The sequence below is a fragment of the Sunxiuqinia dokdonensis genome, assembly GCF_001270965.1.
GTDB classification, from domain to species: Bacteria; Bacteroidota; Bacteroidia; order Bacteroidales; family Prolixibacteraceae; genus Sunxiuqinia; species Sunxiuqinia dokdonensis.
Window position 1 is genome coordinate 1 of the sequence record NZ_LGIA01000149.1, and the last position, 21,946, is coordinate 21,946.

18 protein-coding genes are annotated in these 21,946 nt (G+C 45.8%); 13 read left to right on the plus strand and 5 right to left on the minus strand.

Translation table 11 applies throughout. The features are described 5' to 3' along the window. Positions 1 to 79 precede the first annotated feature (79 nt). A complete protein-coding gene (locus NC99_RS09560; RefSeq protein WP_053182908.1) occupies positions 80 to 946 on the plus strand; it encodes a DUF2971 domain-containing protein in 867 nt (288 codons plus the stop codon). Between the two features lie 202 nt (positions 947 to 1,148). Continuing rightward, entirely contained in the window at positions 1,149 to 1,541 is a 393-nt protein-coding gene (locus NC99_RS09565) for a GIY-YIG nuclease family protein (RefSeq protein WP_082326403.1), read from the plus strand. A gap of 394 nt (positions 1,542 to 1,935) precedes the next feature. On the opposite strand, the gene scpA is transcribed toward NC99_RS09565, so the two are convergent. Together scpA and NC99_RS09575 are read right to left on the minus strand one after the other, a co-directional pair. After that, positions 1,936 to 4,089, minus strand: a complete 2,154-nt coding sequence (scpA, locus tag NC99_RS09570) for a methylmalonyl-CoA mutase (RefSeq protein ID WP_053183229.1) — start codon at positions 4,087 to 4,089, stop codon at positions 1,936 to 1,938. A gap of 80 nt (positions 4,090 to 4,169) precedes the next feature. Beyond that, positions 4,170 to 6,050 (minus strand): methylmalonyl-CoA mutase family protein, encoded by a 1,881-nt coding sequence (locus NC99_RS09575; protein WP_053182910.1) that lies wholly within the window; start codon positions 6,048 to 6,050, stop codon positions 4,170 to 4,172. Positions 6,051 to 6,772: 722 nt separating this feature from the next. Here NC99_RS09575 and NC99_RS09580 point away from each other — a divergent pair. Together NC99_RS09580 and NC99_RS09585 are read left to right on the plus strand one after the other, a co-directional pair. Then, positions 6,773 to 7,654: an SDR family NAD(P)-dependent oxidoreductase gene (locus NC99_RS09580; RefSeq protein WP_053182912.1), complete on the plus strand. Its 882-nt coding sequence runs from the start codon at positions 6,773 to 6,775 to the stop codon at positions 7,652 to 7,654. Next, positions 7,578 to 8,567 carry an NAD-dependent epimerase/dehydratase family protein gene (locus NC99_RS09585; protein ID WP_053182917.1) on the plus strand — a complete coding sequence of 330 codons (990 nt, stop codon included), beginning with the start codon at positions 7,578 to 7,580 and terminating at the stop codon, positions 8,565 to 8,567. The genes NC99_RS09580 and NC99_RS09585 overlap by 77 nt, the downstream gene beginning before the upstream one ends. A gap of 148 nt (positions 8,568 to 8,715) precedes the next feature. Here the strand turns inward: NC99_RS09585 and NC99_RS09590 are convergent, their stop codons facing one another. The 3 genes from NC99_RS09590 to NC99_RS09605 all read right to left on the minus strand — a co-directional run bounded on the left by NC99_RS09590 (position 8,716) and on the right by NC99_RS09605 (position 11,400). Then, positions 8,716 to 9,213: a GtrA family protein gene (locus NC99_RS09590; protein ID WP_053182920.1), complete on the minus strand. Its 498-nt coding sequence runs from the start codon at positions 9,211 to 9,213 to the stop codon at positions 8,716 to 8,718. A 239-nt stretch (positions 9,214 to 9,452) separates the two neighbouring features. Beyond that, a complete protein-coding gene (locus NC99_RS09600; RefSeq protein ID WP_053182926.1) occupies positions 9,453 to 10,280 on the minus strand; it encodes an MBL fold metallo-hydrolase in 828 nt (275 codons plus the stop codon). 10 nt (positions 10,281 to 10,290) lie between these two features. Beyond that, a complete protein-coding gene (locus NC99_RS09605; RefSeq protein ID WP_053182929.1) occupies positions 10,291 to 11,400 on the minus strand; it encodes a DUF3810 domain-containing protein in 1,110 nt (369 codons plus the stop codon). Between the two features lie 128 nt (positions 11,401 to 11,528). Here NC99_RS09605 and NC99_RS09610 point away from each other — a divergent pair, with 128 nt between their 5' ends. The 9 genes from NC99_RS09610 to NC99_RS09665 all read left to right on the plus strand — a co-directional run bounded on the left by NC99_RS09610 (position 11,529) and on the right by NC99_RS09665 (position 21,778). Beyond that, positions 11,529 to 12,947, plus strand: coding sequence for a UDP-N-acetylmuramate--L-alanine ligase (locus NC99_RS09610; RefSeq protein ID WP_053182932.1), 1,419 nt, complete (start codon positions 11,529 to 11,531; stop codon positions 12,945 to 12,947). Between the two features lie 13 nt (positions 12,948 to 12,960). Beyond that, positions 12,961 to 14,193: a dipeptidase gene (locus NC99_RS09615; protein ID WP_082326405.1), complete on the plus strand. Its 1,233-nt coding sequence runs from the start codon at positions 12,961 to 12,963 to the stop codon at positions 14,191 to 14,193. Between the two features lie 490 nt (positions 14,194 to 14,683). Beyond that, the gene (locus tag NC99_RS09620; protein ID WP_053182938.1) at positions 14,684 to 15,331 is read left to right on the plus strand and encodes a hypothetical protein; all 648 of its coding nucleotides are present in this window, start codon (positions 14,684 to 14,686) and stop codon (positions 15,329 to 15,331) included. A gap of 364 nt (positions 15,332 to 15,695) precedes the next feature. Next, positions 15,696 to 15,989 carry a hypothetical protein gene (locus NC99_RS09625; RefSeq protein WP_157624747.1) on the plus strand — a complete coding sequence of 98 codons (294 nt, stop codon included), beginning with the start codon at positions 15,696 to 15,698 and terminating at the stop codon, positions 15,987 to 15,989. Positions 15,990 to 16,000: 11 nt separating this feature from the next. Beyond that, complete coding sequence (locus NC99_RS09630; RefSeq protein ID WP_053182943.1) at positions 16,001 to 17,017, plus strand: hypothetical protein; 1,017 nt, start codon at positions 16,001 to 16,003, stop codon at positions 17,015 to 17,017. 527 nt (positions 17,018 to 17,544) lie between these two features. Further along, entirely contained in the window at positions 17,545 to 17,793 is a 249-nt protein-coding gene (locus tag NC99_RS09640) for a type II toxin-antitoxin system HicA family toxin (RefSeq protein WP_053182949.1), read from the plus strand. After that, on the plus strand, positions 17,790 to 18,128 hold the full coding sequence (locus NC99_RS09645; RefSeq protein ID WP_053182953.1) for a type II toxin-antitoxin system HicB family antitoxin: 339 nt from the start codon (positions 17,790 to 17,792) through the stop codon (positions 18,126 to 18,128). Before NC99_RS09640 ends, NC99_RS09645 begins: the two co-directional genes overlap by 4 nt. Before the next feature lie 469 nt (positions 18,129 to 18,597). Further along, positions 18,598 to 18,969, plus strand: a complete 372-nt coding sequence (locus NC99_RS09655) for an endonuclease domain-containing protein (RefSeq protein ID WP_053182958.1) — start codon at positions 18,598 to 18,600, stop codon at positions 18,967 to 18,969. Between the two features lie 517 nt (positions 18,970 to 19,486). Continuing rightward, the gene (locus NC99_RS09665) at positions 19,487 to 21,778 is read left to right on the plus strand and encodes a LamG-like jellyroll fold domain-containing protein (RefSeq protein WP_157624748.1); all 2,292 of its coding nucleotides are present in this window, start codon (positions 19,487 to 19,489) and stop codon (positions 21,776 to 21,778) included. Positions 21,779 to 21,946: the final 168 nt, after the last annotated feature.

Consider the following 21,946-nt stretch of genomic DNA (forward strand, 5'->3'; position numbering starts at 1 on the left):
TTTTTAGACAGCCTCATCAATAAAAATTACTGCAGCCTCTCGTTCGATTATCGTAATGTTTTGTAGTTTTAAAGGAAAAATGGCTGAAGAAAAACCACCAAAAGAATTGACCAAGTATTATGCATGTAATGAATTTAGCTATGATGCTTTGAAGAATAATTATCTATGGGCCTCAAATCCTTTACAATTCAATGATCCTTGTGATTGCTCAATAAAGGCATGGGAAGAACAAACTTTTAGAGAAGATATCGTAAAGAAACACATTCCAAATTTTTCTGAAAAAAGCTTTCCAATTTCTAACAGAGATCAGGTGATTGAAGTATTACTATCTAAATTAGGCATTATTTGTCTTAATAATAATGAGAAAGAGTTTGAGGATATAATATGGGGATACTATTCAAATCACAGTGGCTTTTCAATATCTTTCAATTTAGAAATCTTATCAAAAGATCTCAATAGAACTACACCTGAAAAAGTAAACTATAAAAGAGATGATGAATTAGAAAGGTTTGGATTGTCTGATAATCAGGATGAATTCAGATGCACTGTTAGGTCATGGGTTTCCCAGAAAAAATTAATTTGGAAACCAGAAAATGAATGGAGGTACATTTTCTTTGATATTGACTATAAAAATTCAAGCTCGAGAAAAAAATACTATAAGCAGGAATCAATAAACAAAGTGACGTTGGGATTAAATTTCTTTGGGAAAAACCGAGAACCTATTAAGGGTACAACACAAGCCTTTATATACAATCCAACAAAAGAACTAGACCTTATTAATTATAGGATATTAAAGCATTTAACGGATAACACCAAATCTGAAGTATGGTGGATGTTTCAAGGAGAGGATATGAAACTTGAACCGATACCAATTAAATTAAGCTATTGGGATCCGTATGGGATCATCATTAAAATAAAAGTAAATCCGACACCAACGCTTAAATGACATTTCTCTTTTAATCTCTACTCCGTTTCTGCATAGAACAAGAGAAGAAAGGCAGTTATTTACCAACAGACCCTGAAGCAAGTTCAGGGTGACGCTATCTTCTGGATTTGGAGTAGCGAGAAGCGTCATCCCGAACTTGTTTCGGCATCCGTCTGCTAGTTCTCCATCGAAATTCATACCTTTAGGCAACAAACCTCCACACATGCATAAAGGCTTCGTTTACATCTTGTCCAATAGGAACCGCACGACCTTCTATATTGGGGTGACTTCAGACATTAAAAGACGGGTACTCGAACACAAAACTGGAAAAGGATCGGCTTTTACACTCAAATATAATCTGACTGATTTAATGTATTATGAGAAAATCGAAGGCATGGATGAGTGCATTAACCGGGAAAAACAACTTAAAAATTGGCATCGCGACTGGAAAATCAATCTGATCCGGGAAGGCAATCCTGAAATGAAAGATTTGTCCGCTGAATGGTTCATCATACAAGATGGGGAGTTAGTGATTGCAGACCGGGCAAGGGCGAAAGCGTATTTTGAAAAGCTCAATCGAAATTCGAAGTCAGATCCTGAAACAAGTTCAGGATGACTCTCTTCAATTAGGGCAGCAACCATAAAATTAAGCGTCATGCCGAACTTGTTTCGGCATCTGTATCAAACATGGAAAGGCTAGCAAGTAACGGCTGGCAGGCCCTGAAACAAGTTCAGGGTGACGCTTTTCTCTTAGGATACCAACCATACAATTAAGCGTCATGCCGAACTTGTTTCGGCATCTGTGTCGAACATGGAAAGGTTGGCAGGTAACGGCTGGCAGATCCCGAAATGAATTCGGGATGACGCTACCTTCTGGACCTGGAGTGCCGCTTCCTGAAAAGGTCTTCACCCAATAAAAAAGCCATTTTCCGTCAGCTGACGGAAAATGGCTTTTGGTGTTGTTGATTGATCGGATGACTCGGAGTCATCCGATCAATTGCAGTCAGTTCTTATTCTTCGTGTGCCGAGATTAAGATCTCCAGGATCTTTTTACCGGCAACCGATACGCTGGTTCCGGGGCCAAAGATGGCCACCACACCGGCATCGTACAGGTATTGGTAGTCCTGTGCGGGAATCACACCCCCGGCAATGACCATGATGTCTTCGCGGCCCAGCTTTTTCAACTCGGCAATCACGGCAGGCACCAGGGTTTTGTGTCCGGCAGCCAGCGACGAAACGCCCATCACATGCACGTCGTTTTCAACGGCTTGTTTGGCGGCTTCTTCCGGCGTTTGGAACAGCGGTCCCATGTCCACGTCGAAACCGAGGTCGGCATAACCGGTAGCGACTACTTTGGCGCCGCGGTCGTGACCATCTTGCCCCATTTTGGCAATCATGATCCGAGGCTGACGGCCTTCCAGTTCGGCAAATTTCTTCGCCAGCTCCTGGGCTTCGGCAAAGGTCTTGTCTTGTTTACTTTCTGATGAATACACGCCTGAAATTGTTCTGATTACAGCTTTATAACGTCCCACGACTTTTTCGCAGGCATCTGATATTTCACCCAATGAAGCACGCTTTTGCGCAGCTTTAATCGAGAGATCGAGCAGGTTGCCTTCGCCGGTTTCGGCGCATTTGGTAATGGCCGCCAGCGCTTGTTGTACCTCGTCCTCGTTCCGTCCTTCGCGCAGCTTTTTCAAGCGCTCAATTTGCGACAGGCGAACGGCGGTGTTGTCGATGTCCAAAATATCAATTGGATCTTCTTTCTCCAAACGGTACTTATTTACCCCAACAATGGTTTGCGCGCCACTGTCGATGCGGCCTTGCGCACGCGCTGCAGCCTCTTCAATCCGCATCTTTGGAACACCGGTTTCAACGGCTTTCGACATGCCACCCAGTTTTTCAACCTCTTCAATCAGCGCCCAGGCTTTGTTGTACAACTCCTGAGTCAATGATTCGACATAGTAAGAACCGGCCCATGGATCGGCTCCACGGCAAATTTCAGTTTCCTGCTGGATGTACAGCTGCGTGTTCCGCGCAATACGTGCAGAGAAATCGGTTGGCAAAGCAATTGCTTCGTCCAGCGCGTTGGTGTGCAACGACTGCGTGTGCCCCAAAGTAGCCGCCATCGCTTCAATAGCCGTACGACCTACGTTATTGAAAGGATCCTGCTCAGTCAACGACCAACCCGATGTTTGCGAGTGCGTGCGCAAAGCCATCGATTTGGGGTTTTTAGGATTGAATTGTTTCACCAATTTAGCCCAAATCATACGAGCAGCACGCATTTTGGCAATCTCCATGAAGTGGTTCATTCCAACTGCCCAGAAGAAAGACAGACGTGGCGCAAAGGCATCCACATCCAATCCGGCTTTAATACCTGTACGCAGGTACTCCAAACCATCGGCCAGGGTGTAAGCCATTTCAATGTCGGCTGTGGCACCGGCTTCCTGCATATGGTAACCCGAAATGGAGATGGAGTTGAACTTCGGCATCTTTTGCGAAGTGAATTCGAAGATGTCGGCAATCGCCTTCATCGAGAATTCCGGCGGGTAGATGTAGGTGTTCCGCACCATGAATTCTTTCAGAATATCGTTTTGAATGGTTCCTGAAAGTTGATCCAAGGTGGCGCCCTGCTCCAATGCGGTAACAATATAGAAAGCCATTACCGGTAGCACAGCTCCGTTCATGGTCATTGATACAGACATTTTATCCAGGGGAATCTGGTCGAACAGGATTTTCATATCCAGGATCGAGTCGATGGCTACACCGGCTTTACCCACATCGCCCACAACACGCGGGTGGTCAGAGTCGTAGCCGCGGTGTGTGGCCAGGTCAAAAGCAACTGAAAGCCCTTTTTGTCCCGCAGCCAGGTTGCGGCGGTAAAAGGCGTTCGACTCCTCGGCTGTAGAAAATCCGGCATACTGACGAATGGTCCACGGACGCATGGCGTACATGGCCGAGTATGGCCCGCGAAGGAATGGCGGCAAACCGGCAGCATAATTCAAATGCTCCATGCCTTCCAAATCTTCTTTGGTGTACACCGGCTTCACCGGAATCTGCTCCGGAGTCACCCAGTCTTTCTCAATTTTATTTTGAGCAGCCCACACTTTGGCATCCGCCTTTGTCTGTGCTTCTTTGATGTTTATGTTATTAAAATTCGGTTTCATAATGATGATTTTTGATTCTGGATTCTTGATACTGGATTCTTGCGAACCAGAATCTAGCATCCTGCATCCAGCATCTGTTTTTAAACAATTCCCAGCTTTGATTGGTATTCCCGAAGTTCTTCCAGTAAGTTGCTTTTCACATGGATGAAGTTTTCAATGCCTTTGGCTTTGAGCTCGTCGGTGCAAGCGGGAGCGCCGGCAACAACAAAGATTGCTTCACCATTGATGGCTTCGAAAGCAGCAGGAGCCATTTCAGCATATTCATCATCAGAGCTACAAATCACGACGATGTCGGCACCGGCCTGTTTGGCTGCGGCAACACCTTCTTCAACCGTGGCAAAACCATTGTTGTCCCTCACTTCGTAACCGGCAACGGCAAAGAAGTTGCAGGCAAATTGGGCCCGTGCTTTGCGGAAGTTCAGGTTACCGACCGTGAGCATGAAAGCCAGCGGACGTTTGTTGGTCTTGGCATACTTGTCGGTGGCTACGCGAATGGATTCAAACGCCTGTGCCCCACGATAGGGCTTGATGGTTTCAATTTCAGCATCATCGGCTGTCAAATCCGTTGGCTTCAATGCATCTTCCACGGCTTCCGCTTTTTCCAAACGCTCTGTAAAGTTCGGGAATTGATTCACACCCAACAGGTTTTCGCGACGGGTGGCTACATTCAGATCGCGTTTGGCAGCCATGGCTTTCACTTCAGCCTGAATAAAACCGGCTTTGGCCGCAGCTAAAAAGCCACCTTGATCCTGAATCTCCAGGAACAGCTTCCAGGCTTCATCAGCAATCGATGCCGTCAATTCTTCAATATAATAGGAACCGGCACCAGCATCCACAATCTTGTCGAAGTGCGATTCTTCCTTCAACAACAACTGCTGGTTGCGGGCAATGCGGTCAGAGAAAGTCGTTGGGTCTTCATAAATCGCGTTGAACGGAAGCACCGTGATGGAATCGGCTCCACCCAAAGCCGCGCTCATGGCTTCGGTTTGGGTGCGCAGCATGTTCACGTATGGATCGTAGAACGTTTTGTTCCAGCTCCCGGTTTCGGCATGTACTTTCATTTGGCAAGCTGCCTCATCTTTGGGGTCGTAAGCTTTTACAATTTGTGCCCACAGCAGGCGTCCGGCGCGCAACTTGGCAATTTCCATAAAGTAATTGGAGCTTACGCTCAAGTTGAATTTGATGTTGTTCGCCACCTCGTCAACAGCAGTACCCGCTTCAGTCAGAGACGTCAGGTATCCTGCTCCCTGCGCCAGCGCGAACCCAAGTTCTTGTACTGCTGAGGCCCCGGCGTTACCGTAATTTTTGGCATTGATGCCAATCACGCGGAAGGCAGGCAGCTGGCTGGTTTTCTCAACCAATCCTTTCACCTGTTCCACCGAACCTTCAAACCCGTTTTTCATCCGGCCATAAAGCAGGTAGTTTCCGAAGGGGTCGCAAGCCACAGAAGCAACAATGTTTTTTAGGTTCCATTTGCCTCCGGCAACGTATTCGGCAAAAGCCAGCGCAATTTTGTTGGTAAAGCACTTGGCCACAAAGTTTACTTCAACCGATTCCAGACAAATGTTGTCGAGTAAGACGGCCATATCCTCCTTGGTGACATCTGCACACTCATTAAAGACAAAGCCCAGCGAAGTCACTCCCTTCATCAAAACGTTGAGTGCTTTCTTGTTGGCTTCCTCCAAATCCTTTACGAGGATGTTTTGACGAACATACCAGTCGTTGTTGTTCGTTTTGGTACCTCGTACATAAGGAAACTCACCTGGAAGTGCATCCAGATAGCCCAGCTTTTCCAGGTCTTCCTGCCGGTAGTAGGGCTGTACGGAAAAACCTTCGTTTGTCCTCCAAACCAGCTTGCGGTCAAAGTCAGCGCCTTTCAAATCGGCAACTACCTTTTCTTTCCACGCTTCGGTACTGACAGGAGGGAACTCTTGAAATAGTTTGATATATTTTTCTGCCATAATGTAACTATTAAGAAAATCAGGCTGCAAAATTAGTCTTTTTACATAAGGAATGTTCAAAAAGTGCTAAGTTTTTAACCTTTAGGTAACAAATATCAGGTTTTGATTTTCAGACTATTACATCTTAAAATGATTCACAAAGCCAATCACCTGCCTTATTTATAAACACTATAAATAACAGTCGGTTTTGGAAGGGCGATCAGGATTCATTCTTTTCAACAGGATCAAAACATTATTTCCCTGCTTTGATAATTGGAATTTCTACTGAAAAAGATGAAATCCCCTGTAATTACAATACCTTTACAGAAATCAGCCGTGTAATCGAGGCTACAATGTAGAAAAGTTGACCCATAATTGCGGACTATTCGCCGAGCAGAAATCTGAACTGAACAGTTTTTAACTGTCATTGTACTCAGATCATTAGAATGCATAAATATTTCAATCCCCTCCAATGAAATGATCTAGCCTGCTTTTTGTGTCTATCCCCTGGTTAATCATCTGTTTTTCTGTGAAAAAGAAACACACGCCGGGAAACGTGTTTCCGTCAACTAAAAAACAGGAGCTCACGATGAACAACCAACAATTCAAGGGTTGAAAACGATAGAAAATAATGAAATCAAAAAAATGAAACGAACATGTTGCTCCACACACAAACACGAATGAAAATAATTTTCAGCAACATGTGAGTTCCATCAGACCATTAAGAAACAAATTATTTACTTATGAAAGATCCGAACAAATTATACACCTTAATTACCGGAGCAAGCACCGGACTTGGGAAAGCGTTTGCGAAGGAATGTGCTCAACGAAACATGAATCTGATTCTGGTTTCGCTTCCCAATGAAAATCTCACTGGCTTGTGTGAAGAACTCAGGCAAACTTATCAAGTGAATGTGTTTTGCAAGGAAACCAATTTAACCAGCCGCCAGGCAGTACTTGATTTTAGCAACTGGGTACTTGAAAACTTCCATGTAAATATCCTGATCAATAATGCAGGAATTGGCGGGACTCAATCATTTGTGAACTCTGAAACGGACTACCTTGACGACATGATCCAGCTCAACATACGGGCAATGACCTTGCTGACAAGACTTATTTTGCCTGAGTTAAAACGACATTCAACGGCGAACATCCTGAATGTTTCCAGCCTCGCCGCTTTTTCGCCCGTTCCTTATAAAACCATATACCCGGCGACAAAAGCATTTGTCCATCATTTTACGCGCGGCCTCGAAGCGGAACTGCAAGATAGCAATGTACAGGTAAGCGTGTTGAACCCCGGCCCCATCATGACCAATTCGGATGTGACCAAGCGGATAAACGGCCAAAGTGCGTATGTAAAACTGTCCATTATGACCCCGGAGCAGGTTGCGCAAATCGCCATCCGGAAAATGATGAGTGGAAAGTCGGTGATTATCCCCGGATTTATGAATCGCCTCAACGCTTTCTTTATCCGCCTGGTTCCTGAAAATTTCCGGATTTTTGTCGGAACCTGTATTTTCAAACGCGAAAATGGTAAAAAAAGAACCCATGAAAGTATTGATAACCGGAGCAAACAGCCTGCTTGGAAGCAACCTGACCAGAAAACTGTTGCTGGCAAACTATGATGTCAGAGGGATGGTGAGGGAAAGCAGTAACCTGCTATCACTGAAAAACACGGACCTGGAATTGTTTAAAGGAAGCTTTTTGCATGCGGATGATTTAAGAAAAGCGCTTGCTGGCTGCCAAGCGGTGGTGCATGTGGCGGCCAATACGTCGCAGTGGCCATCAGGCTACGAGCATTACAAAAAGGCCAATATTGACGGCACGCGGCTGGTGCTCGAAGCAAGTAAAAAAGCCGGAATTGAGCGGTTTATTTTCGTGGGATCGGCCAACGCATTTGGGCCGGGAAGTCAAGAAAATCCCGGAGATGAATCGTCTCCTTTTACCGACCTGCAACACCAATCGGGCTACATGCGTAGCAAGCACGAAGCACAGCAGTTGGTACTCGACTTTCACCGCAAACACCAATTCCCGGCTACCATTGTCAACCCCACATTTATGCTCGGAAAGTACGATGCCAAGCCCAGCTCGGGACAAATGCTGCTGATGGCGCACGGAAAAAGGTTGATGCCCTGTCCTGCCGGAGGAAAAAATTTCATTCATGTTGAAGATGTGGCGAGCGGTATTGTCAGCGCCATCGAAAATGGGAGGAATGGCCAATGTTACTTGCTGGCCAACGAAAACCTGAGCTATCGGGAGTTTTTTGGCAAAATGCAATCCGTGTGTGGCTGGCCCAAACAGTTGTTGCCATTACCCAAGCCCCTGCTAAACTTTGCCGGACAAGCCGGAACCTGGTATGAAAAACTGAGCGGAAATCCAGCCAAGCTCAACGCCATTAACGCGCGCTTGCTCCAGGCCGACAACTACTATTCACCGGCAAAAGCGCTTAGTGAATTGCAACTGCCACAAACCCCGGTGGAAACGGCGATCAGCGATGCGCTGGCATGGTTTGCAGAGCATGGGTATTTGAGGAAATGAGAAACTTCAAAGCAAAAATTCCAAAAAGTTGTCTTTTGAAATAAATTGAAAACCTAAATTTGGCAAGTTAAGTTTCCGTATTTAGCTAAATTTGGCAAGTTTGAGATGAGTTGGGGATCAATTCACCATCTCAAAAACTTCCTTTAATCTACGACTTGAAGGTGAAAAATCGCTGTAGCAGGTAGCTGACAATAATCACCACACCGGTAGTAATGACCTTGGATGGCGTTGGATAAAAACGAAAGTACTCGACCAACAATCTCAGCAACACGTAATTGAGGAGGATATTCAGCATGGCAACCGAAAAATACCGAACCAGTTGAATCCGCCCCCGAAGAATGGATTCGGTAAAAACCAGCCCCCGCATCAGCATAAAACCCAAAGGAAAAGTGACTAAAAAAGCGAGGATGAAAGCACCAATATGCGGACTAATCGCAATTCCTGATGAAAAGTGAACCACCTGCTTATCAAGCACAAAATTGTAAGAAACAAAGTACAGGAAAATATCAAGCAAAGTATTGGAACCACCAACAGCCAGATAACGAAAGGTTTGCAAATCCAGAAAAGGACGAAATAGCGGATAAAAAAAATCAATCTTATCCAGAACGAATGATTTTGCCTTGAGATACTTGACTTGACCTTCCATTGACCAGACTTTAATTCAATTGGTTATCTTCGTTTCAGGTTCGGTTTCTGAAGTTTTCAGTTCAGATTTTCCTGCTAAAACAGAAAACTATTTCCTTAAAGCAGGGGAGGCAAAAATAAAAACTTTTACCGAGTTTTCGGGTATTTCAAAAACTGTTTCTCAAAACACACTCAGAAACACACTGACATTCAGCAACAAAGCACACACAAACATTCGCCCAATCTAACGATCAAATGATCCTATATGGAAAACGTTTCGTTCAGCTTGGCTCCTTTCTCGGTCCACTTCAGGTTGGCGCACTGGGTGTAATAATCGTGCTTGAAAAACAGAACATAGTTCTTTTCAGCCGCTTCTTTCAAAAAAGCTTCCTTCTCCTCCATCGCGCTTACCGGGTACAAATCGTATGAGGCCAGCCAAACAATGGGAATATGCGCCGCGGTTGGGATTAGGTCGGAAGTGTACACATAGGTTTTTCCTTCGCTTTCAATCAGCGGAATCATTTGCCCGGGCGTGTGACCATCGAAAAACCGGACGCTAATTCCGGGGAAAAGCTCTCCTTCGTTTTCAACCAACTGCATGTCTCCTTCCGACTTCAAAAAATTCAAAATACTCGGAAAGAAAGCCGCCTGCTCCCGAATGCTGGCTGTTGGGAAGTGCTCCCATTGGCGTTTACTGCACCAATGCGTGGCATTCGGGAAAAGCAATTTCAGCTGGCCAGCTTCATTCAAAACTGCACCGTTACAGTGATCCCAATGCAAATGGGTGAACAGCACATCGGTAATGTCGCCGACAGCATAACCCTGTGCAGCCAGCGATTTTGACAAGGCGTCAGTTTGTTCATGTCCGTTGTTTTGCCGCACCTTCTCCGGATAGTGATTGCCGACACCCGCTTCAATCAAAATTCTGCGTTCACCCTGATCAACCAGCAAACAGCGCATGGTCAGGCGGGTCACGTTATTTTCGTCGGCCGGATAAACTTTCGACCACAGCGGCTTTGGAATGACGCTGAAAAGGGCACCGCCATCGCACGAAAAATGGCCGGCATGTATGGGAATTAATCGATTCATCTTTTACTTTCTATGGGTTTAACAATTTTTGAAGGCGCTTGTTTGCGACTGAATCGCCAGAAAAGTCCATCACAAACTTCACCACGCCGGAGTAATCATCAATGCCCTGTTCAACCTTGTTTGTTTTCAAATAAGCGTCGTTCACTTTTGAGGCATAGTCGTCAATTTTTTCATCGCGCAAAGCCAGCCAATGTTCGCGGATTCGCTGAAAATCGCCTTTCACCGGCTCCGAAATCTGTTTGACCAGCTCCGGATAGGCTTCGAGCGGATAGGCTTCATTCAGAAAATAGCGAAGCAAATAGAGGCTTGCGCTGTACTGAAGCACCCGATCCGGGCTATTGGAGCAAACCAACCAGGCATAAAAATTGGCTTCGGCCTCGCTGGTTATTCCCAATTGGTGCGCTTTTTCATGCGCCAACACCAAAGAATACTGAATGGGCATCAAGTGTTTATTGAGTTGGACTTCATTGAAAAACGGCCCGTAATAACCCAAAATGGTTGCTTTGGCAAAAAAACCACTGAAAGTAATGGGTTTGGCCCGCCGCACGCCGGCCGGATAGTCAATACCGAGAAAAGGAGCAAGCTGTTGGTACGAAGCTTCAACCAACGAATCCACCTGCGCCACATCCAGCGTATCAACCTTAACATAGGCCGCATTAGCTGACTCAATTAGCCCGGACAACACCGAGATGAAAACCTCCGTATCCGGTTCGCTCTCAGCAATTGTCAGCCGTTTATTCAAATCCTGCCGATAATAATTGAAGCCCCACAGCCAGTAAAAAAGCACATACGAAAAGGCCAGCACGTTCATCCAAAGCACAAAAAACGAACGCCAGCGCATGCGCCGAAGCGCAAGAGCCAGGATGCTCACCAGCCCAAGCACAATCAAACCCACGTAAAACAAGTCATCGAGCGAAAAAGGAAACCAACGACTGACCGACGACAAAACCGTTGCGATTGACGGGTAAATTCCACGTGAATACACCGACTCCGTCAAGGCCGGGAAAGCGGCCAGCAATTCAGTCAGTACAAATGTGAAAAACGCCAGCCAAAGGGCAATCCATCGTTTCCCGAAAATTCGTTTCAATCGTTCCTTTGCGTTCACTTGTTCTAATCTCATTCAATTTCGAAGAAATCCAAAAATACACGAAATCGACCGAACCCCGAAATGCCTCAATTTTCTTTCCTGAAAAGGAATACTTAAACTACTTTCGCTATTTTTAAACGCTCAACGTTAATTCAGACTTCATGCACATTCATTTTATAGCCATTGGCGGAAGCGCCATGCACAACCTGGCCATTGCGCTACACAAAAAAGGCTACCAGATAACCGGCAGCGATGACGAGATTTTTGAACCTTCGAAGAGCCGCCTCGAACAACAGGGCCTGTTACCCAAGCAGCAAGGTTGGCAGCCCGAATTGATGACCAAAGACATTGATGCCATCATTTTGGGCATGCACGCCCATCCCGACAATCCGGAGTTGAAAAAGGCACAGGAACTTGGGCTGAAAATCTATTCGTACCCCGAATACCTATACGAGCAAACCAAAGACAAAACCCGTGTGGTGATTGGCGGTTCGCACGGAAAAACCAGCATCACCTCGATGATTATGCATGTGCTGAAAACCAACCACATTGACTTTGACTACATGGTTGGTGCCAAACTGGAAGGCTTTGAAACCATGGTTTCGCTGAAGGAAAACACCAAAATCGCGGTATTTGAAGGCGATGAGTATTTGTCATCGCCCATTGACCGCCGCCCGAAGTTTCATTTGTACCACCCACACATCGCGCTGCTGAGCGGCGTTGCCTGGGACCACATCAATGTATTTCCAACCTTTGAAAACTACGTGGAGCAATTCCGGATCTTCGCGGATAAAATCGAAAAAAACGGTTCGTTGATTTATTTTGAAGGCGATGAAATTCTGAAGGAAATTGCTGACGGATCACGCACCGATATTCAGAAGCAGGCCTACCAGGCCCATGATTCAACGGTTGACGACGGCGTAACTTACCTCAACCACGGGCAACGGAACATCCGCTTGCAGGTTTTTGGCGACCACAACCTGCAAAACATAGCCGGAGCCAAATTAGTCTGCGACCAACTGGGCATCAGCGATGAGCAATTTTACCGCGCCATGATCTCGTTTAAAGGAGCTGACCGTCGCCTCGAAGTACTTTCCGAAAATAAAAGCTGCACGGTCTTTTACGATTTCGCCCATTCTCCTTCGAAACTAAAAGCCACAACTGCCGCGGTGAAAAAACAATTCGCTAACCGAAAGCTAATTGCGGTGATGGAACTGCACACCTACAGTTCATTGAAAAAAGATTTTCTGCCTCAATACAAAAACTGCATGGACGAAGCCGACGAAGCGTTCGTCTTCTTCAACCCAAAAACGATTGAACACAAACGCCTGAGCCCAATAACCAAGGAAGAAGTAGCCGAGGCTTTTGGAAGCAAGAATTTACAGGTTTTTACCGACCCGGAAGCCTTATTCGAACAACTCCGCGCAAAAGCCTGGAGCGACAAAAACCTGCTGATTATGACTTCGGGCAATTTCTCCGGTCAGGATTTGAAAGCGTTTTCCAAAGAAATCATCGGCAATCCCGTCCGGTTCCAACGAAAAGACAACTGGCTGCAACATCCGGATGGGATGATGAGCTAAAACCATCAAGCGAATGAAACAACTGATTTTACTACTTCTGCTGAGCTTGGGAGTCCTGTTTGCCCAAGCTGAAGAAAAAGACCAGCGCCTGTGGAAAAAAGCCCTGCGTATTCACGAGCGTGTGTTAACGATCGACACCCATTGCGACACCCCAATGGAAATGATCAGAAGTGATTTTGATATTGGCGATGAACACCAAAGTCCCGACAGCCGGGTGGATTTGCCACGCATGAAAGCCGGTGGGCTCGATGCGATGTTCTTTGCCGTGTGGGTGGGCCAGAAGCCACGAACGGACGAAAACTACCTGAAAAGCTACCAACTGGCCCACCAGATGCTCGATTCCATTCATTCGGCGGCTATCAAACATCAGGCGACGGCCAGCCTGGCACTCACCGCCGATCAGGCTTTGAACATTGAAAGTTCTGGTAAACGGGCAATTTATATCGGACTGGAAAATGGATTCCCCCTGGCTAAAAACCTCGAACGGGTGCAGGAATTTTACAGGCGTGGCGTTCGTTACATCACCCTTTCGCATTCTTTTCACAACGATATCTGCGATTCGTCAAGCGATTTGGCTGATCCGGAACACCATGGGGTCAGTGATTTTGGGCGCATGGTCATCCACGAAATGAACCGGCTGGGCATGATGGTCGATGTGTCGCACATTTCGGATGAAGCTTTTTTTGATGTGATGAACATGAGCCAGGCACCGGTCATCGCTTCGCACAGCAGTGTGCGTGCCGTGTGCAAGCACGACCGCAACATGAGCGACGAGATGATCGAAAAGCTGGCCGAAAACGACGGCGTCATTCAAATCTGTTTGCTCGACGACTACATCAAGGAGCCCGATACCACCACCCGGCGCTACGCCGTTGAAAGCCAGCTGATGCACCGGTACCGGACGGAATACAATCAAATGAACGAAACCGAAAAGACTGCTTTCAACCAGGAATGGCAGGACATGAAGAAAAACTACCCGAAAGAACTGCCGACCGTCAGCGATTTGGTTGACCACATCGATCATGTGGTGAATCTGGTGGGCGTGGACTATGTGGGCATTGGCAGTGATTTTGACGGCGGTGGCGGACTAGCCGATTGTGCCGATGTGAGCGAATTTCCGAACATCACCTACGAATTGCTGAAGCGCGGCTACTCCGAAAAAGACATCAGAAAAATCTGGGGTGGCAACCTGCTGCGTGTTTTCAGGGAAGTGGAAAAGACAGCCGGCACCCTGGCTGGAAACTAAAAGCAACGAATCGCTGCTCGATATTTCCGAATGTGTGCTCTATGCACACGAATTTGCACTCCACGCACACGAATTTGCGTTTCATACATACGAATATGTGCTCTACGCGTCCGAATTTGCACTCAACGCATCCGAATGTGTGCTCTATGCATCCGAATATGCGCTCCACGCATCCGAATATCTGCTCGATGCGTCCGAACATCCCCTCGATGTATCCGAATGCCTGCTCGATGTATCCGAATAACCGCTTGATGCATCATAACATTTACGCAATCCGCCCAATAAAAAAGACCGAAACAACAGATAACACAAGGGATTTGACAACTTTAATCCGATCAAATAACCAATCGACTACACACAGAACAAACTGACCAATAGGCCTAAGTGAAAAATAAAAAATCAACTACCCATAAAAATAATTGAACAATTGATTGGATTTTGTTCTGAAAAGTACTAACTAGCATAGCAAATTAATTTACATTATTAACCTATGAACAAAAATCAATCTAACCGAAAGGCAATGCATGACGCCGTCATCGCTTTTCTGGATGGCAAACCCGAGAAATGGAGCTCCATCCCCAAAATTGTCGTTTTTAAAACCGAATTGAGTACCGTAAATCTGGCGATTGAACAATCGCAGGAATCGCAACTGGCTGCACAGGTTTTTGTTGGCGAAAGTAAACAGCAGTTGAAAAAAACAATCGCCCTGAAAGGCGACGTACTGAACGACTCGGTAGAAGCTTTTGCCGTGGTTACCGACGACGCGGCGCTGGAAAGTAAAATGGCCGCTTCGTATTCTGATCTGAACGAGATGCGCAATGGCGACTTTATCCCGAAAATTAAGGAAGTAATTACTGAAGTGGAAACACACAAGGAAGTACTTGTGGCAGAGTACGGCGTAACCGAAGAGCAAATTGAAGACCTGAAAGCCGACCTGAACCGTTTCCTGGAAATGAACGGTGAACCACGCGCCTACCAAATTGCATCGACACAGGCCACCAAAAGCCTGGCCGAGCTGTTCAGCGAAGCCCACGACATTTTAACCACCAAGCTCGACAAGGTGATGAAAATCTTTAAACGCCGCGACCCCGAATTTTACAACGGCTACCTGGCCGCCCGGGTGGTTGTAGACCGATAAAATATTCCCGCCTTCGAAACTGGAATGGCTGTTATAAACCTTTCGGGTTCTTGAAACCTGAGAGGTTTTTTTTGTAAAGACCCAGAATATAACAGAGGCTGACAACTGAAATTCTCAATACTTAGTAAACGAATGAAGAAGAGTTTGTAAATTAGGGGAATATCGCGAAGTATAGAAATACTTTTTAAACATTAACAGGAGTGAAAGGCTTGCTGTGCTATTCGGAAGGCAGTTTTGATAAGCCATTTTCTTACTGGAAGATGTAGAAAACGAAACAAAAAGAATGAAATCATTTGACCTTATATTAGCTTTCGGAGGTCTATTCAGTGAGAAATGCCAAGACAAATACTTTAATTATTACATTATGAAATTTAAAGAAGCAGTTGAATTAGCAAGCAAAAATGAACATCTCATTGGGAAAAAGAGTGATGTCGGCATAATTGACCAGATCGTTATCTATCCCACGGATTCTGTACTATATGAAGAATTTAAAAAGCAATTCTTAATGAATGACGACCACCAAAGTATTGACGGCAATTTCAAAGATCATGATGTAAGTGTTGGTGTTATTTTAAATAAATTCATGATAGAGGAAAATGCAGTCTTTTGTTTTTCTGATATCTTCAACCTTGAAGATAGTCTTGGTATTATTTGTTGATCATATAACAAATGGAATTCCCTATAGCGAAAATCCCGCAAGGATTAATGAATATTAGAAACAAGCACATTGAATTACCCTTTGTGCTGCCAAAACCCGAGAAACCAGTAGAAACTCCGAGTTACTATACAAGTTGGTGGTTCGTTTTTTTTTCGTTTCTCGTCATAGTAATTGGGAGCTCTAATAATTCAGATGGGACAATTCAATATGGTTTAATCTTACTCCTTTTCGGTCTAGTTTGGAGATGGATTGAGTCTTCTAATAATAAAAAAAATCGAAAAGAATACAATGAAAAGTTAGTTGAATACAACAAAAGCATGTCTTCATATAATGAGCAAATAGAAGAGTTTACCAAAATTCTGCACATAAAAAATGATTTAGTACTGAATCATCTTTATTTGTTCGAACAGCGCGAAGATTTTTTTGAAAAAGTAAAAAAACCAAATTGTACTGTTCAAGTAAAAAAAGGAGTTTCAGAAAAATATTTTTTGCAATTCCTCCAGAAATATTTCCCGGACGAGATATTTTGTGATCGAGGAGTGATTTTAGAAGATTCCTTTGTGAGTCCGTATATCCCCGATTTCATTTTTTTTGACACGGATAGAAATTATTTAATTGATATTGAAATAGATGAGCCTTATTCATTTGAGTCCAGGGAGCCAATCCATTTTAGAACTAAGGACAATTTCACTTCAGATACTCGTAGAGATGTTTTTTTTCTCTCTTGTAACTGGATTGTCGTGAGATTTTCAGAAGAGCAGATTATTAAAAATCCAGTTGGATGCTGCTTTTATTTAGCCATAATTATTTCAGTTTACTTCGAAGAAGATAAGTATAAACAAAGATTCAAAGAAATTCCTGATATTTTAAAGACTAAAGTTTGGGATTATAGTGAAGCGAAAATTAAATCTAAAGGTCTATATCGTGAAAAGCTATTACTCCAAATAGGAGTAGATATTAAGTTATCTCAAGCAATAAAAAATACGATTAGTGAAAGGGATGACGATGAAGATGACCTGCCATTTTGAAAGAAGACTACAACAATTCTTATTATCCATCGCTTCCAAGATATTAGAACATCTGTATTTCTGTCCACACTGCATGCCCCGGTCTCCTCTTTTTTTAGGCGCAACGAAAACTACCTGTTCCGATGAAGATCGGAAAGGGGCCAGCGGTCTCACGTTTGCGGCTAAGCTGCGGTTGGTGCAGGCAAAAACCTTGACCCTCCCTGCCGCGGCAAGCCGCGACTTCCCTCCCTACATGCGTAGGGAGGGCCGGGGTGGGTGCAAGAAAGCCGGAGGAGCCAGATACGCTAATGGAAACCAGGAACCCGCAGGGTTCAACATTCATCACCCCCAAAGAATTTGGGGGGTTAAAAAGGTCCGAACACCGGCCCAACCCCGAAGTGGGTTGAACACCCAGAAAACCCTGCTTCTTGAAGGTTGCCAAGGCTGGCATAGGCTGGATCAGATATTATTGCATCAGGCAGTAGCAATTTGGAAAGATTCACACACAGGCAACTGTTCTTTAGTTGCACTTTTTATATATTTGCATCATGAGCAAAACCGAAAAGCTGATTGCCAGGTTTAAAACCAAACCAAAAGATTTCAGTTACAATGAACTGGTTACCTTGTTAGCTGGTTTTGGCTACAGGCAAACCCAAGGCTCCGGATCAAGGGTAGTTTTTACCGACGAAAAATCAACCCACAAAATAAAACTGCATAAACCTCATCCGGGGAATATCCTAAAACGTTATCAGCTTGATTTGATTGAACAAGAATTAAAAAACATGGAGGCATTATGAAAAATGTTTTAACCTACAAAGGCTTTATCGGCTCGGTAAATTATAGTGCTGATGACCGTCTTTTCTTTGGTAAAATTGAAGGAATAAACGATCTGGTTACTTTTGAGGGCACATCGGTTGATGAACTCGAAAACGCATTTAAAGAAATGGTAAGCCTTCATATCGAAGATTGTCAACGTGAAGGAAAGCCGGTTGAAAAATCATATAAAGGCAGTTTTAATGTCAGGGTCAGCCAGGAATTGCATAAACAAGCGGTACAAACCGCAACGGCAAAAGGGATTACGTTGAACCAGTTGGTAAAACGTGCTTTGAAGCGTGAAATTCAAGATTTGTAGAATCTGGGGCATTTAAAGAACAGAAAGTATATCCCGCTCATCGGGATTTGGCAAGGCTACGCAGGCTGAATAAAATTTCCTCTCCGAAAGCCGGACAAAAACAGAACCCGCAGGGTTCAATATTCATCACCCCCAACGAATTTGGGGGTTAAAAAGGTCCGAACACCGGCCCAAGCCCGAAGTGGGTTGAACATCTCCGAAAGACTTGCTACACGTAAATTCAACCCTCTATAGGGGTTGTTAGTCCTGGCGTTTCCGCTGACCCCCGAGCTGCGCACGGGGTGATGAACTTTTCACTCCTTCGGAGTGAGGGTTGGTGGAGGCAAAAACCTTGACCCTCCCTCCGCAGAACGAAGTTCTGCTCCTCCTTCCCTACGTGTAGGGAGGGCCGGGGTGGGTGCGAGAGAGCCGGAGAACAGAGCAGCTCAATTGCCTTCTTTTTTATAACTTGCATGAAAATACCAATCGAATGAGCGATCCTACGCCAATTAACCGGGCACGTCTGCTCCGCAAAAACATGACTCCTTGCGAGAAAATTCTCTGGGCCAATATTCGAAAAAGAAAGTTAGACGGGTTTAAATTTTTACGTCAACATCCGATCATTTATCAAGTCCACAACAACCGACCTCTTTATTTTATTGCTGATTTTTATTGTGCCGAAAAAAAACTGGTGATCGAATTGGATGGGAAAATCCATGATTTTCAAAAACAAGAAGATACCGCCCGTGATGAGATTATGGAAAGCCTGGGCTTGCACGTTTTACGAATCAGAAATGAAGAGCTGGAAAACATGCAAAATGTTCTGCAAAGAATAGTAGATTGTACTGGATCGATTCGATAAGCTCCAAACCCTCCCTCCGCAGAACGAAGTTCTGCTCCTCCCGCCCTACACGTAGGGAGGGACGGGGTGGGTACACGAAAACCGGAGGAGCCGGATTATCAAGAGGAAATCAGAAACCCGAAGGGTTTAATATTCATCACCCCCAATGAATTTGGGGGTTAAAAGCTAACGAACATCGGCCCAACCCAGTAGCGGGTTGAACACCCAGAAATGCTTACTGAAAATAAATTCAACCCACTACGGGGTTGTTAGTCCTTGCGTGTCCGCAGACCCCGAGCTTCGCACGGGGTGATGAACATTTTACTCCTTCGGAGTGAGGGTTGGTGGAGACAAAAACCTTGACCCTCCCTCCGCAGAACGAAGTTCTGCTCCTCCCTCCCTACGTGTAGGGAGGGACGGGGTGGGTGCAAAACAGCACCACTTTTTTTCATTCCGAAGCGGTTTTCCTTATTTTCCAAGGAAACATCAGTCAGCTTTTTATAGATTTGCAGGAACGACCAATCAATCCAGTATTTTTTTGAAAACAAACGCCCGTCCATATGCTCTGATCTTGTTTGTTTGGCTAATCCTGGCATGCGGTTTAGTTCAGGCAAAATCGGCATGGTATCAGGACTTGCCGGACAGTCTGCGAACCACCATCCGGTTGAAGACGCACCTGCTAATTCACTTGGATGAGCTCAGCGCATCAGCGGTCGAGAGCCTTCAGCAGGCGAACATTCCGTTTGCCTTCTTTGCCGAAGAACTGGACCCGTCGGGCCCAAACACGACGTTCGACCTGCTCTCCAGGCGGCAGAACCTCATTCCGGTCATCAGCAGCGCGGATCAGGAACAGTTCGCGTTCGAAAACAACAAGCTGGTGCTGATCACCCCCGATGCGTTCGACCAGGTGACGCTCGAACAGCGATCCGGCGACAGCCTCTTCAGCAAAACTCTATTTAGCACCAAAGAGCTGCTTTGGGTGAACACGGCCCCCACCCCAACCAACGCCGACCTCTACCTGACCCTCTGGAGCCAGTGCGGAAAACTGCCCAATTTCATTTCGGCAAACGAATCTACGCTTCACCAATCGGCCAGCCTGGTGGCACAGCTCAACGCCAGAGACAAGTTCTATGGCGTCACCCTGTCAAACAATGCCTTGCTGGCTGCGGTGTCGTGGAAATCCTATCCGCGGCGCACCAGCAACGGTTACTTCTGCTTTCCGTTGCTCACCGGAAATCCCGAACCATTCATCCCCTACAAAGCAGGCTATCGATTTTCGCCCGATATTATGCACGATTCGCCTGCGAACCGGAGCTATTTAAAGGAATTCAAAGCCGTCGGCCTGAGTCCCGACTTTGGTCTGACCGATCATTTTGTGTTCGACAAAAAAGCGCGTAACATCCGAAGAAACAACGAACAGGAAATGATCAACAACGCTGTTGAAATGACCAACGATCCGCTGCGTGGCGATTGCGCCTGGTTTCCGGGCCGGGCCTACCTCGACGCCGGTATCCAGAGCAAGGAAAGCTTGCAACCCAACTTCAGCGTGACCGCCTGGATCAAACCAACACAAACGGACGCCAACAACAGCATCCTGGGCAAAGGCCGCGACTTTGTGCTGAAACTGCACAACGGGCAGCTCACCTACACCATGCAGGGTATTAAAGATTACCGGTCAGTTACATCGCAGGTGCCCATCAACGAATGGACCTTTGTTTCGCTGGTGCATTCGGCCTATGAAAACCAGATTCGATTTTACCTGAATGGCAAGCTAACCGATCAAATCGACCTGATTACGCCCTACAGCGAATCGGACTACACTTTACTCATTGGCAGCAATTTGTGGGAAGAGTTTTTTGTTGGGTATATGGATGACATCAAAATCTGGAACCGCGAACTGAACGACGACGAAATCCGGCTACAGTTTCAGGAAAACAGCGACCAGCAAGCGAACCAACTGGGGACATTTTGGGGCGCGATTCTGCTGGCAGTGTTTCTGCTGATTGGGTCCTATTTCTACCTCCGAAGAAGAAAAGCCAAAGCACCTCCCAAACAAGCCAAACCCGCTGAAAAGCTCACTAAGCCAGCTCAACATCAGGAAAAAATCTACTGCTTTGGCGGACTCAAGGTCATCAATCCTGAAGGGGTGGAGGTCAGTCAGAAGTTTTCGCCCAAGATCAAACAACTGTTTATTTTGATTCTTCTGAATAGCGTGAATGGCCAAAAAGGGATTTCCACCAGTAAGCTGTCGGGCATTCTTTGGCCCGGCATGAGCACCCAGAACGCCAAAAACACGCGTGGAACAAACATTCAAAACCTGAAAGCAGCCTTGGCGTCCTGCCCGGGCATCAAGCTGTTGTACCGCGAAAAACTCTGGTTTATGGAACTGAGCGAGCACTGCTACTTCGATTACGTGCAAGTGGAAAGCCAACTGAACGAGCTGGAAAAGTCAGCCGGAATCCCTTCCGAAGAGGGACTGCACAAGCTGCTGGACATCCTGAGCCGCGGAACGCTTTTCCCCAACATGTCCGAATCGTGGCTCGACCCGTACATCAGCAAAATGAGCGACCGGATCATTGAAATGGGCATGAAGCTTTTTGAAAGCCTGGATGAAACCAAACATGCCCATCAGCTCTTCAAGCTGGCCGAAGTGGTCAGCCTGCATGATCCGCTGAATGAACCCGCCCTGCGCAAGAAGCTACAACTGCTCACCCTCCAGGGAAAACTGAGCCTGGCCCACACCGTTTACGACCAGTTTGCCAAAGTGTACCGCGAAATGTACCAGGAAAGCTATCCCCATGACTTTAAAAGCCTGACGGCGGAGCAATAGTTGAAACGAACTTTGGGATTTGCGGTTCGCACTCCAAAACCGCGAAACGCTCTGGCAGATCCTGAAACAAGTTCAGGAAGACTCGTCTGTTAGCGAGCTTAGTAGGCCTACGAAGTTTTGGTTTTGGAAAACAAGAGGAAGAACCAGCTACCGCCTGGAACTGCTCCA